10 protein-coding genes are annotated in these 12,674 nt (G+C 67.1%); 2 read left to right on the top strand and 8 right to left on the bottom strand.

The genetic code is table 11. The features are described 5' to 3' along the window. Positions 1-278 precede the first annotated feature (278 nt). Positions 279-1,304, top strand: a complete 1,026-nt coding sequence (locus K309_RS0104085) for a GlxA family transcriptional regulator (RefSeq protein WP_029045230.1) — start codon at positions 279-281, stop codon at positions 1,302-1,304. 116 nt (positions 1,305-1,420) lie between these two features. On the opposite strand, the gene fdhA is transcribed toward K309_RS0104085, so the two are convergent. From fdhA to K309_RS0104045, 8 genes are all read right to left on the bottom strand, one after another. After that, positions 1,421-2,620 carry a formaldehyde dehydrogenase, glutathione-independent gene (fdhA, locus tag K309_RS0104080; protein WP_029045229.1) on the bottom strand — a complete coding sequence of 400 codons (1,200 nt, stop codon included), beginning with the start codon at positions 2,618-2,620 and terminating at the stop codon, positions 1,421-1,423. A gap of 154 nt (positions 2,621-2,774) precedes the next feature. Continuing rightward, positions 2,775-3,923, bottom strand: a complete 1,149-nt coding sequence (locus K309_RS0104075) for a porin (protein ID WP_029045228.1) — start codon at positions 3,921-3,923, stop codon at positions 2,775-2,777. Between the two features lie 162 nt (positions 3,924-4,085). After that, positions 4,086-4,550 (bottom strand): dihydroneopterin aldolase, encoded by a 465-nt coding sequence (locus K309_RS0104070; protein ID WP_029045227.1) that lies wholly within the window; start codon positions 4,548-4,550, stop codon positions 4,086-4,088. After that, a complete protein-coding gene (locus tag K309_RS0104065; protein ID WP_029045226.1) occupies positions 4,547-5,200 on the bottom strand; it encodes a sarcosine oxidase subunit gamma in 654 nt (217 codons plus the stop codon). The genes K309_RS0104070 and K309_RS0104065 overlap by 4 nt, the downstream gene beginning before the upstream one ends. Beyond that, on the bottom strand, positions 5,190-8,201 hold the full coding sequence (locus K309_RS0104060; RefSeq protein WP_029045225.1) for a sarcosine oxidase subunit alpha family protein: 3,012 nt from the start codon (positions 8,199-8,201) through the stop codon (positions 5,190-5,192). Before K309_RS0104060 ends, K309_RS0104065 begins: the two co-directional genes overlap by 11 nt. Then, positions 8,198-8,494 (bottom strand): sarcosine oxidase subunit delta, encoded by a 297-nt coding sequence (locus tag K309_RS0104055; protein WP_029045224.1) that lies wholly within the window; start codon positions 8,492-8,494, stop codon positions 8,198-8,200. Before K309_RS0104055 ends, K309_RS0104060 begins: the two co-directional genes overlap by 4 nt. A 19-nt stretch (positions 8,495-8,513) precedes the next feature. After that, positions 8,514-9,758 carry a sarcosine oxidase subunit beta family protein gene (locus K309_RS0104050; protein WP_029045223.1) on the bottom strand — a complete coding sequence of 415 codons (1,245 nt, stop codon included), beginning with the start codon at positions 9,756-9,758 and terminating at the stop codon, positions 8,514-8,516. A 13-nt stretch (positions 9,759-9,771) separates the two neighbouring features. Beyond that, entirely contained in the window at positions 9,772-11,160 is a 1,389-nt protein-coding gene (locus tag K309_RS0104045) for an L-serine ammonia-lyase (protein WP_029045222.1), read from the bottom strand. A 379-nt stretch (positions 11,161-11,539) separates the two neighbouring features. On the opposite strand from K309_RS0104045, the gene K309_RS0104040 reads away from it, so the two are divergent. Beyond that, the gene (locus tag K309_RS0104040; RefSeq protein ID WP_051320336.1) at positions 11,540-12,637 is read left to right on the top strand and encodes a GlxA family transcriptional regulator; all 1,098 of its coding nucleotides are present in this window, start codon (positions 11,540-11,542) and stop codon (positions 12,635-12,637) included. The last annotated feature ends 37 nt before the right edge of the window (positions 12,638-12,674 follow it).

Below are 12,674 nucleotides of genomic sequence, written 5' to 3'. Positions count from 1 at the left end.
TCTGGACGCAAGCGAAGCGGCGCGCATGCGGTGGCGCGCGTGGCACCTCCCGAGGTATTCCCCGCGCCGCACTGGCATGGTGCATCCTGGCGCGCCGCGCGCTGGCGCACGTGTCGCGCATACGGTGCATTGCGGCGCTTGCGGCTGTTGTCGCCCCCATTGCTAGGGTTTCGCCGTATGGCACGTTTGTTGCGCCCGCATTATCAATAGCCCATAGACAACGGCACCATGGCTCCCCAGGCCAGCAAGTCGCCGACAAAGCACCAAGGAACGCCCCCATGTCCTCCGACCGAACCGCGTCGCTGTCCCACTTCGCGTTCATGCCACTGCCAAACTTCACGATGATCGCGTTTACCAACGCCATCGAAGTGCTGCGCATGGCGAACTACCTGAGCGGGCAGGAGCTGTACCGCTGGTCTGTCGTCAGTCCGGAAGGCGGCCCCGTGACCGCCAGCAACGGCCTGACGATCGATACCCGTCCGGTGGACAGCATCGGGCGACCGGACATCGTGTTCGTCTGCGGCGGGATCGACGTCCAGCGCTCCACCGATGCTGCCCACCTGTCGACGCTGCGCCGCGCGGCGCGCGACGGCCTGATGCTCGGCAGCCTTTGCACCGGCACCTACGCGCTGGCCAAGTCGGGGCTGCTGGCCGGCTATGCCTGCGCCATTCACTGGGAGAACATGTCGGCGCTGAAGGAGGAGTTTCCCGACACCCGCTTTCTGAAGGAACTGTTCGTGATCGACCGCGACCGGGTGACCTGCACCGGCGGCGTCGCGCCGCTCGACATGATGCTGTACCTGATCGCCAGGCGCGTCGGCACGGGCCGCGTCACACAGATCGCCGAGCAGTTCATCGTCGAACACGTGCGGGACACAAGCGCGCAGCAGAAGATGCCGCTGGTGGCGCGGCTGGGCTCGGCGAACAAGTCGCTGTTCGAGGTGATTTCGCTGATGGAGAACAACATCGAGGAACCACTGTCGCGAGAGGAGCTTGCGCGCCTTGCAAGCATGTCGCAGCGCCAACTGCAGCGCCTGTTCCGCGACCATCTCGGCATGACGCCGACACACTATTACCTGACGCTGCGCCTGCGCCGCGCGCGCGAACTGCTGCTGCAGACCGACATGTCGATCATGCACATCACCATGGCGTGCGGCTTCCAGTCCGCATGCCATTTCAGCAAGAGCTACCGCGAGGCGTTCGGGGTCGCACCGACGCGGGAGCGCCGGCAGCAGGCCGCGCCGCTGGCGAAGCCGGCGGGCCATGGCAAGGCGCAGGCGTATGCGCCGGTGTTGCACGCATGAATGGACGGCAGGCGCCAGCATTGCGCTGTTTCGGCGCGAACGAGTGGCAATGGAAAGGGGCGGCCCACGGGCCGCCCCTTCTTTGTGCCGGCTACCTTCGCGCGGCGCACGACCGCTCAGGCGGCCGCCAGCATCCCATGCGGATCGATGACGAATTTGCGCGGTGCGCCACCGTCGAACTGCTGGTAGCCTTCCGGCGCCTGGTCCAGTGAAATCACGGACACATTGACGATTTCCGCAATGGGCAGGCGATTGTGAAGGATGGCCTGCATCAGGTTGCGGTTGTACTTCAGCACGGGTGTCTGGCCTGTGTGGAAGGAATGCGACTTGGCCCAGCCGAGGCCGAAGCGGATGCTCAGGCTGCCGCGTTGCGCCGCAGCGTCCTTCGCACCCGGGTCATCGGTCACGTAAAGGCCTGGGATGCCGATCGCACCGGCCGGCCGGGTGATCTCCATCAGCGAGTTCAGCACTGTCGCGGGCGCCTCTTCCACGTGGCCCGACGCGCCGTGGCCGTGCGCCTCGAAGCCGACGCAGTCGACCGCGCAATCGATCTCCGGCGTGCCGAGGATGGCGGCGATCTGCTCGCCCAGCGTCGCGTCCCGCGACAGGTCTACGACCTCGAATCCCATCGCCTTTGCGTGGGCAAGGCGCGCCGGGTTCATGTCGCCGACGATGGTGCACGCCGCGCCCAGCAGCCGCGCGGATGCCGCCGCCGCCATGCCGACCGGTCCTGCGCCGGCGATGTAAACGGTTGAGCCCGGCTTCACGCCTGCGGTCACGGCGCCGTGGTAGCCGGTTGGCAGAATGTCCGACAGGCAGGTGAGGTCGCGGATCTTCGCCATCGCCTGGTCCCGGTCGGGGAACTTCAGCAGGTTGAAGTCGGCGTACGGCACCATCACGTACTCGGCCTGCCCGCCGATCCACCCACCCATGTCGACGTAGCCATACGCACCGCCGGCACGCGACGGATTGACGCTGAGGCAAACGCCGGTGTGTTGCTCCTTGCACATCGCGCAGCGGCCGCAGGCAACGTTGAACGGCACCGACACCAGGTCGCCGAGCTTCAGCGTCTCGACGTCGCGGCCGATCTCGATCACCTCGCCGGTGATCTCGTGGCCGAGCACGAGGCCCACCTCTGCGGTCGTGCGGCCGCGCACCATGTGCTGGTCCGAGCCGCAGATATTCGTGCTCACGACCTTGAGGATCACGCCGTGCCCGATCACGCGCCCGGTCGGATCGACCATTTTCGGATAGTCGATGTTCTGCACCTCGACCTTGCCCGGTCCAAGATAAACGACACCCCGGTTGTTGCTCATCGCCTTGTCTCCATGTCTCGTTAAGGCCTGCCGCCCCCGCGCCAGTCGACGCGGCATGCACGGCATGCGTGTTCGAGAGTAGTGCGGAGAGCCGTGGCGCTTCGTGCAAAATCCGACGTCCGTTTGAGCAGGCCCGACATCGCCCGCTAACGGCTCAGAACTTGTGGCGAATTGCCGCGCGCACCAGCACCTGGCTCGACGACGACGACGAGTCGGCCGCGCCGGGGATGTAGGCCCGGTCCAATGCCGTGCCAGTCTTGTCGCCGCTCACGCGCTGATAGACGCCCTGCAGATAGACGTCGGTCCTCTTCGAGAAGTTGTAGTCCGCCATCAGGCCGATGCTGTGGACCTTGGGCCTGGCCTCGCCCGACGACGCCTGGAACTTCTCCGTGGTCAGGGTGTAAACCGCGCCGGCATAGAACGCCGGCGTGAACTGGTACTTGAAATTGAACTCGAAGTTCTGGAACTTGAGCGCATCCAGCGTGCCGGTGGCGGGCAGGATCGATCCGGAGATGTACGAGGTCGACAGCGGCTGCGTCAGGTTCGTGTTGGAGTAGGCGAAGCCAGCGGTCGCGGCACCGAATGTGTAGTTGACGCCGGCCCCGAAGATGCGCAGGCGCCGGGCCAGGAAGTTCTGGTCGCCGCCGCTGCTGATCGCACCGTTGGCCGTTGCCGACGGGTTGTCGGCCTGCAGGTAGGCAGCCGCCAGCAACAAGCCGCCATTCGCGTACTGCATGCCCGCGCCGTACTGGCGGTTGTTGGCAAAGTTGGTGTCGTTGCTGAAGCTGTACGTGCCCCCGAACTGGAACCCGCCAAGCGTGGGGCTGGTGTACTTGACCGTATTATTGACACGGAACGAGTAGACCATGTTGTCGTTGTCGTAAGGGTGGCCGAACAGGTAGCCGCCCCAGTTGCCGACCACGGTCGTCTGTGCCAGGTAGTCGATCACGGAATCGTACTGGCGCCCGAGCGTGATGGTCCCGAGCCGGTCGTCGGCCAGGCCGACATAGGCCTGCCGGCCAAACAGCACGCCGCCTTGCGCCGCCCTGCCAGTGCTGGCGTTGAAGCCGTTCTCGAGCTGGAACAGGGCCTTGACGCCCCCTCCCAGGTCTTCCGAGCCCTTCAGGCCCCAGCGGCTGCCTTGCGCGAAGCCGCTTTGCATCTCAACCAGCCGGTCTCCGCCGACATTGTTGGTGTAGTTGATGCCTTCGTCGATGATGCCGTACAGCGTCACGCTGCCCTGGGCGAAGGCGGACGTGGAAAACAGCAGGGCGATAGTCGAGCCTAGCGTGGCTTTTTTAATTGGATTTTCCTCCTCGTATGGTGGCGCGCGCCGCCACGCCGATCGGCACGGCAGCGGCGCGCCTACGAGAGTAGTCTCCATGGCCGTGCCGGCTGCATGCTAAACCCGACGCGCGCTTGGCCGGCGCCGCCATCTCGCCGGCACGGTGCCGCTCTCCCCCGCTCAGCGGGGCTTGCCGCCGCGGCGCAGGTAGTCGGCGCGCGTCCATTCCAGTTCGACGCCCACGCGCTGCGTGCCAGGCCAGATCTTCGGCTTGTGCACCGCGAGGGTCAGGGTGTCGAGCGCCGGCCATTCGCGGAACGACAGCTCCGCGATATCGGCCACCAGCGTCTCGAGCAGCCGCGTATGCGGCTTGCGCGCCAGAAACGCGGCGACGCGCGTGCAATAGCCCTCGTAGTCGATCCACTCGGACTCTTCGCTCGGCTCGCGCCGGTAGCCCAGGCGCGCGTCGATCACGACCGGCTGCGGAGCGTCATGTTCGTGCGGATGGATGCCGATGCGCACCGGCACCGTCAATGCATCGACGAACACGCTCCAGCCCCGCCCGGGCAGCAGCGGGGCGTTCAGGCCATCGAATGCCTTGAGCCCCGCCTGTGGATCGCTGAACGCCTCCTCGACCGGCTTCATGACAGCAGCGGCGTCGCCGCGTCAAGCAGGATGCGGCAGAAGTAGTCCGCGAAGCTGCGCCGCACCACGATCTCGAAACGGTCGTCGCCGGTCGGCACCAGTATGATCGGCGCCTTGAAGTAATGGCTCTGGGCGCACTGCCCGGTCCGGAACACGCGCGGATGCAGGTCGAGGGGGCAGCCCCGCGCCAGCACATCGCGCACACGATCCCCACTGATTTCGATCACGGTGTAGCCGCTGCCGACGTCGACCGCGGCCGAATACGAGCCGGCAATGGCCGGCGCCAGCTTGTCCTCCAGCACGCCGGCCGGCACCGGCCCGTTCGATCGCACCAGCCATTCGTCCGGGCCCAGCCACAGCACGTCGTACGCGGCGCCACGCGCAACCGTGTTGGGGGCGGCCGGCGGACAACAGCCCACCACGCCCTCGAACGCATCGACGAACGCGGGATCGGCCAGTTCGCCCCGCACGATGACCAGGTCGAGGAACTGCCGCTCGCGCAACGTGAAGTACATCGACCCGCGCAGGTGCGGAGCTTCCAGCAGGCTGGCCGCGCCGACCAGCGGCGACTCCAGGCGCACGTCACGCGTGCGGGCGTTCGGCGCCGGCGCGTCGGCCAATGCCGTAGCAATACCTTGTTCATTCCACATTCTGGCGCACTCCTTCGGTATCGTAAAAAACCGGGCTCGAGATCTTCGCGCTCACGCGGCGGCCATCGGCCAGCGGGATCGCGACGCTCTCGCCCATCTTGCCCAGGCCGCCCTTCACTACGGCGAGAGCGATCGAGCGCTGCAGGATCGGGCTGTAATAGCTCGACGTCACGTGGCCGATCATGGGCGTCGGCTCGGTCGTCGACACCCTCGTGCCCGGCGCGATGATCTGGGCTCCCTCGGGCAGCACGAACTGCGCGTCGTCGGTCAGCAGGCCGACGAACTGCTTGCGGCCTTCCTTCGCCGTGTCCGAGCGCGTCAGCGAGCGCTTGCCGAGGAAATCCTTCGATTTCGCCACCAGCCCGCCCATGCCGAGGTCGTACGGGGTGATCGAGCCGTCGGTGTCCTGGCCGACGATGATGTAGCCCTTCTCGGCGCGCAGCACGTGCATGGTCTCGGTGCCGTACGGCGTGATGTCGAACTCGGCGCCCGCGGCCATCAGCGCTTCCCACACCGCACGCCCGGCGTTGGCGGGCACGTTGACCTCGTATGCCAGCTCGCCCGAGAAGCTGATGCGCATCACACGCGCCTTGGCGCCGGCCACGGTGCCGTTGCGGTAGCTCATGAACGGGAAGGCCGCGTTGGCAAAGTCAATGTCGGCGCAGACCTTCTGCAGCACCTTGCGGCTCTTCGGCCCGACCACCGCGAACGTCGCCCAGTGATCGGTCACCGAGGACAGGCGGACCTTCATGTCGGGCCACTCGGTCTGCAGCCAGCGCTCGAGCCACGTCAGAACGCGCGCGGCGCCGCCGGTGGTCGTGGTCATCATGAAATGCTGCTCGCCGAGCCGCACCGTCACGCCGTCGTCGAACACCATGCCGTTCTCGTCCAGCATCAGCCCGTAGCGGCACTTGCCGACTTCGAGCTTGCCCCACGGGTTGGTGTACATCCAGTTGAGCAGCGTGACCGCGTCCGGGCCCTGGATGTCGATCTTGCCCAGGGTCGACGCATCGAGGATGCCGACGCTGTTGCGCACCGCCAGGCATTCGCGCTTCACCGCGGCGTGCAGGTCCTCGCCCCGCCTGGGGAAATACCAGGGGCGCTTCCAGTTGCCGACGTCCTCGAACAGCGCGCCGTTCGCGACATGCCATTCGTGCACGCAGGTCTTGCGCACCGGGTCGAGGAAATCGCCGACCTCGCGTCCGGCGAAGGTGCCGAACGTGACCGGCGTGTAGTTGGGCCGGAACGTGGTCGTGCCGGTCTCGGGAATCGACTTGCCCAGCGCCTGCGCCAGGATCGCCATGCCGTTGATGTTGCCGAGCTTGCCCTGGTCGGTGCCGAAGCCCATCGCGGTGTAGCGCTTCACGTGCTCGACCGACTCGAAGCCTTCGCGCGCCGCCAGCAGGATGTCCGAGGCCGCGACGTCGTTCTGGAAGTCGACGAACTGCTTGGGCCCGCGCGCGGCGGCCTCGCGGCTGCCGACCAGCCACAGCGGCAGCAGCGGACCTTCGGCGACGGCGCTGACCTTCGGCGCCGCCAGCCGCTTCGCCGTTGCAAAGCCGGCGGCCTTCGCCGCCTCGGCGCCCGCTTCCAGCGCCACCGGCAGCGCCAACGCGAGGTTGAATTCGCCCGCGGCCGCGCCGATGCTGCACTGGGCCTGCATCGACTTGCCCGGCACGAAGCAGGTCTTCTCGTCGCTCCACTGCGCCTTGCCGCCCGATTGTGCGAACAGGTGCAGCACCGGGCTCAGGCCACCCGACATCGCGACGAGGTCGCAGGCGATCCTCGACACCTTGCCGCCGGCCTTGCCGTTGGCATAGGACGCGACGCTGACCGACGTGACGTGCTGCTTGCCGGCGGCAGCCACCACGACCGCGCCGTTCATCACGTTCACGCCCTGCCGCTTCGCCGCCGCGGGCAGCGCGCCGCTGGTGGTGGCACGCGGATCGACGACCGTCACCCTGGCGCCGCACGCCTTCAGGTCAAGCGCCGCCTGGTAGCCGCGGTCATTGTTGGTGAACACCACCGTGTCGCGTCCCGGCAGCACGCTGTAGCGGTGGATGTAGGTCGACACCGCCGACGCCATCATCACACCCGGCAGGTCGTTGTTGCCGAAGACGATCGGGCGCTCGTGCGCACCGGTCGCGAGGATCACGCGCTTTGCGCGGATCTTCCACAGCAGCTCGCGCGAGCCGTGGCGCATCGAGACCGACAGGTGGTCGGTCAGGCGCTGCGTGACGGTAACCAGATTATGGTCCTGGTAGCCGAAGGCGTTGCTGCGCGACAGGATGGTCACGTCCGGCAGCTTGCGCAGCTTGCCTTCGATCTCGGCGACCCACTGCAGCGCGGGCTTGCCGTTGATGTCGGCGCGTCCGGACAGCAGGCTGCCGCCGAGCTCGCACTGGTCATCGACCAGGATCACGCGCGCACCGGTCACCGCCGCCGCGTGCGCCGCGGCCAGGCCGGTCGGCCCTCCGCCGACGACGAGCACGTCGCAGTGCGCGTAGCATTTGTCGTAGCGATCGGCATCCAGCGTCGTGGGCGCCTTGCCGAGCCCGGCCGCCTCGCGGATCTTCTCCTCGTACCTGGGCCACATCTTGCGCGGCCACATGAAAGTCTTGTAGTAAAAGCCGGCGGGCATGAAGCGCGCAAACTTCTGGTTGACCGCCATGCGGTCGCGCTCCAGATCCGGCTCCGCGTTCACGCTTGCCGCGACCAGACCCTGGTACAGCTCGATCTCCGTGGCCCGCGCATTGGGCACCGTATAGGCACCGCGCTCCAGCTGCACCACGGCATTCGGCTCCGCCACGTCCGCGGTCATGATGCCGCGCGGCCGGTGGTACTTGAAGCTGCGTGCGACGAAGCGCACGCCGTTGGCGAGCAGCGCCGAGGCCAGCGTGTCGCCCTGGAAGCCCTGGTACACGCGGCCGTTGAAGGTGAAGGACAGGGGCTTGCCGCGATTGATGCGGCCGCCCGTGCCGAGTCGGTCTTTCTGGCTCATTGCTTGCCCCTTCCTTGCTGTGCGTTGGCGGCGGGCTGGCCGAAAGTCTCGTAGCCCTTGATGTCATAGCTGACGGTGTCGCGCTCGACCTTGAACCAGCGGCGGCAGCCCTGCGCGTGGATCCACTGTTCGCGGTGCGTGCCGCGGGTGTTGGTGCGCATGAACAGGTAATCGCCCCATTCGCGGTCGGACAGCTTGTCGGTCTCGAGCGGACGCGCGATGTCGGCTTCGCCGCCGCACGAGAATTCGGATTCGGCGCGCGGGCCGCACCATGGACAATGGATCAGCAACATGTCTATCTCCTGCTTGGGTTCAGTGCGCGACAGCGGCGGCGCCGTGCTCGTCGATCAGGTGGCCGGTATAGAAGCGGTCCAGCGAGAAGGGTGCGTTCAGCGCATGCGGCTGGTCGCGCGCGATGGTGTGCGCATAAGCCCAGCCCGAGCCAGGCGTCGCCTTGAACCCGCCCGTGCCCCAGCCGCAGTTGAAGTAGAGGCCCTTCACGTCGGTCTTGCTGATGATCGGGCACGCGTCCGGCGAGGTGTCGACGATGCCGCCCCATTGGCGGTTCATGCGCACGCGCGAGAACACGGGGAACATCTCGACGATGGCCTGCAGCGTGCCTTCGATGACCTGGAAGCTGCCGCGCTGGCCGAAGCCGGTGTACTGGTCGATGCCCGCGCCGATCACCAGGTCGCCCTTGTCGGACTGGCTGATGTAGGCGTGCACCGCGTTGGACATGATCACCGAGTTGACCACCGGCTTGATCGGCTCGGACACCAGCGCCTGCAGCGGGTGGCTTTCCAGCGGCAGCCGGATGCCCGCCATGTCAGCCAGCGTGGTGGTGTTGCCGGCGGCAACGACCGCTACCTTCTTGGCCCTGATGAAGCCCTTCACCGTCTCGACGCCGACCACCGCGCCGCCGTTGCGGCGGATGCCGGTGACCTGGCAGTTCTGGATGATGTCGACGCCGGCGCGGTCGGCGCCGCGCGCGAAGCCCCAGGCCACGGCATCGTGCCGGGCCACCCCCGCGCGCCGCTGGATCGATGCGCCCAGCACCGGATAGCGGCTGTTCAGGTTGATGGTGGGCTCGATCTCCTTGACCTGCGCGGGCGTCAGGAATTCGGCGTCGACGCCATTCAGGCGGTTCGCGTTCACGCGCCGCTCGGTGTCGCGCACGTCCTGCAACGTGTGCGCCAGGTTGAGCACGCCGCGCTGGCTGAACATGACGTTGTAGTTCAGGTCCTGCGACAGGCCCTCCCACAGCTTCATTGCCTTCTCGTAGAGCGCCGCGGACTCGTCCCACAGGTAGTTGGAACGCACGATGGTGGTGTTGCGCGCGGTGTTGCCGCCGCCGATCCATCCCTTCTCCAGCACCGCCACATTGGTGATGCCGTGCTCCTTCGCCAGGTAGTACGCGGTCGCGAGGCCGTGGCCGCCGCCGCCGACGATGACCACGTCATACTCGCGCCTGGGCTCGGGACTCCTCCACTGCTTTTCCCAGTTCTCGTGGTAGGACAGCCCGTTGCGGAACAGACTGAATATCGAATAGCGGCTCATCTGATGCACCCCCTTAGCATTCAATGACGTTCACGGCCAGTCCGCCGCGCGACGTCTCCTTGTACTTCGTCTTCATGTCGGCGCCGGTCTCGCGCATGGTCTTGATCACCGAGTCGAGCGACACGTAATGCTGGCCATCGCCCTTGAGGGCCATGCGCGAGGCGTTGAGCGCCTTGATCGCGCCCATTGCGTTGCGCTCGATGCAGGGAATCTGCACCAGCCCGCCAACCGGGTCGCAGGTCATGCCGAGGTTGTGCTCCATGCCGATTTCCGCGGCGTTCTCGACCTGGTCGGGCGTGCCGCCCATCACCGCCGCGAGCGCGGCCGCGGCCATCGAGCACGCCACGCCGACCTCGCCCTGGCAGCCGACCTCGGCGCCGGAGATCGACGCAGTCTCCTTGTAGATCATGCCGATCGCGGCCGCCGTCAGCAGGAAGTCGACGATGCCATCGTCGTTCGAGCCGGGCACGAACTTCACGTAGTAGTGGAGCACCGCGGGGATCACGCCGGCCGCGCCGTTGGTCGGCGCGGTGACGACGCGGCCGCCCGCCGCGTTCTCTTCATTGACCGCCATCGCGTACAGGTTGACCCAGTCGAGCATCGACAGCGGATCGCGCAGCGATTCCTCGGAACGCGTGCGCAGCCGGTAATTGAGCTCCGCCGCGCGGCGCCTCACGCGCATCGGGCCGGGCAGCTCGCCCTCGACCTTGCAGCCGCGCTCGACGCAGGCGGCCATGGCGTGCCAGATCGCCAGCAGCCCGGCGCGCACGTCTTCGGCCGGCCGCAGCGCGCATTCATTGCGGAAGACCAGCTCGGCGATCGACAGCCCGCTGCCGCGGCACGCCTGCATCAGCTCAGCGCCGGTGCGGAACGGGTATGGCACCTCCGCCGCCGCGCGCACGCCGTTCACGCGCTCGCCATCGCGGTTGACCACGAAGCCGCCGCCGATCGAGTAATACTCCTTCTCGACCAGCAACTGCCCCTGCTCGTCGAACGCCTGGAAGCGCATGCCGTTCGGGTGCACGACACTGCCCGTGCCGCTCATCAGGCGACGGTAGAAGCCGAGGTGCTCCTTTTCCTCGAAGCCGATCTCATGCTTGCCGAGCAGCAGCACGCGCTTGTCCTTGCGGATCTGCGCGAGGCGCGGCTCGATCAGGTCCGGGTCGATCCGGTCGGGCAGGCTCCCTTCCAGGCCGAGCAGCACCGCCTTGTCGGTGCCATGGCCCTTGCCGGTGGCACCGAGCGAGCCATACAATTCCGCCCGGACGCGGCGTACGAAGCCGAGCAGGTTCGCATCCTCGAGGTGGGATACGAAGCGGCACGCGGCGATCATCGGGCCGACCGTATGCGAACTCGAGGGTCCGATGCCGATCTTGAACAGGTCGAATACGCTGACATTCATCTGACTGCCTCACTGCGGGTGCTGGGTTGCTGTCGTTGGAAGCCAGTACAGCAGAGCGCAGGATTTGCAGATAGAACAAAACCGGCATCGGCGTGGGATACCACCGCCAGTCACCGCGCCGTACGGGCCCGGATTTCGCTTTGGCGATGATTCACGTCGGAATTGTGCAAGTCCGCGGCGGGTGGATCGGCGACTCTGGCTGGGACGGAATGCGTCGTGCGAGCGGGCGCAAGACGGGGGCGGGCGCAGCGGTGGCGGGCTGAACGGATGCAGTGCGCATCACCAGTTTCCCCGGGCCAGCGCACCCTCCCCCGCCAGTCGACTTCCGGGGTAAACCGGATGCGCCCGCCCGTGCGAGCCTGTCAAGATGGATGCCGCCATGACACCAGACGTTCCTGTTTCTCCTGTTGCCGAGCCGGCCCCACGGCGCATCCGCTTTGGCATCGTGCTGCTGCCGAACTTCACGCTGACCGCGTTTTCGGGCTTCGTCGACATGCTGCGGCTGTCGGCGGACGATGGCGACTACAGCAAGCCGGTGCGCTGCGTGTGGAGCGTGATCGGCAACACACTCGCGCCGGTGCGCGCGAGCTGCGGGATCCAGGTCGCGCCCTGGGAGACCTTTGACGAAGCAGAGCCGTTCGACTATGTGGTGGTGGTCGGCGGGCTGCTCCATTCGGGGCCGCAGGCCGGTCCCGAGACGCTCGACTTCATCCGCCGCGCGGCGGGCGGCGGCGCGACCATCGTCGGCATCTGCACCGGGGTGTTTTCCCTGATGCGCGCCGGCGTGCTCGATGGCCACCGGGCTTGCGTCAGCTGGTTCCACTACTGGGATTTCATCGAGCGCTTCCCGTCGGTCGATCCGGATCTGCTGGTCGCCGACCGGCTGTTCGTGATCGACCGCCGGCGCATCACCTGTTCGGGCGGGCGCGCGTCGATCGACGTCGCCGCCGCGATCCTGCTGCGCCACTTCGACCATGCCACCGTGCAGAAGGCGCTGCGGATCCTGCTGGTGGGCGAGATGCAGAAGGGCAATGCGCCGCAGCCACATCCGCCAGGCCTCGAACCGGCGACGCACCCGAAGGTCAAGCGCGCGATCCTGCTGATGGAGCAGCACGTCGGGCGCGCGCTGCCGCTGGAGGCGCTTGCGTGCAAGCTCGACCTGTCGGCGCGGCAGCTGGAGCGCCTGTTCAAGGCCGAGACTGGCAAGAGCCCGCAGGCATTCGCCAAGCAGGTGCGGCTGCGCACCGCCGCGTGGCTGCTGACCAGTTCGGACCGCGCCGTCGCCGACATCGCGCTGAGCTGCGGCTTTGCCGATGCCTCGCATCTCGGCCGCGAATTCCGCAAGCAGTATGGCGTGCCGCCCGCGGCCTACCGCGACAAGGGCGCGACTCCCGCCGAATCCGCGCTGGCCGGCAATGATGGCGACGCGCTGTGCGCGCTCGGTGAAGGAGAAAGCGAAAGCGCAAGCCAGCCATGATTGCGGCCATCGGCCAACTTAGCGCAGTCTTCGGACA

Origin of the sequence: Cupriavidus phytohabitans (assembly GCF_000426345.1) — a bacterium.
Classification (GTDB): domain Bacteria; phylum Pseudomonadota; class Gammaproteobacteria; order Burkholderiales; family Burkholderiaceae; genus Cupriavidus.
The sequence above is the reverse complement of the archived record's forward strand: the minus strand, read 5'-3'. Positions and strand labels throughout refer to the sequence as shown.

Coding starts and splice junctions, on each gene's coding strand:
- K309_RS0104085 (WP_029045230.1), top strand. CDS start 279: ATGTCCTCCGACCGAACCGCGTCGCTGTCCCACTTCGCGTTCATGCCA.
- fdhA (WP_029045229.1), bottom strand. CDS start 2,620: ATGAGCAACAACCGGGGTGTCGTTTATCTTGGACCGGGCAAGGTCGAG.
- K309_RS0104070 (WP_029045227.1), bottom strand. CDS start 4,550: ATGAAGCCGGTCGAGGAGGCGTTCAGCGATCCACAGGCGGGGCTCAAG.
- K309_RS0104065 (WP_029045226.1), bottom strand. CDS start 5,200: ATGTGGAATGAACAAGGTATTGCTACGGCATTGGCCGACGCGCCGGCG.
- K309_RS0104060 (WP_029045225.1), bottom strand. CDS start 8,201: ATGAGCCAGAAAGACCGACTCGGCACGGGCGGCCGCATCAATCGCGGC.
- K309_RS0104055 (WP_029045224.1), bottom strand. CDS start 8,494: ATGTTGCTGATCCATTGTCCATGGTGCGGCCCGCGCGCCGAATCCGAA.
- K309_RS0104050 (WP_029045223.1), bottom strand. CDS start 9,758: ATGAGCCGCTATTCGATATTCAGTCTGTTCCGCAACGGGCTGTCCTAC.
- K309_RS0104045 (WP_029045222.1), bottom strand. CDS start 11,160: ATGAATGTCAGCGTATTCGACCTGTTCAAGATCGGCATCGGACCCTCG.
- K309_RS0104040 (WP_051320336.1), top strand. CDS start 11,540: ATGACACCAGACGTTCCTGTTTCTCCTGTTGCCGAGCCGGCCCCACGG.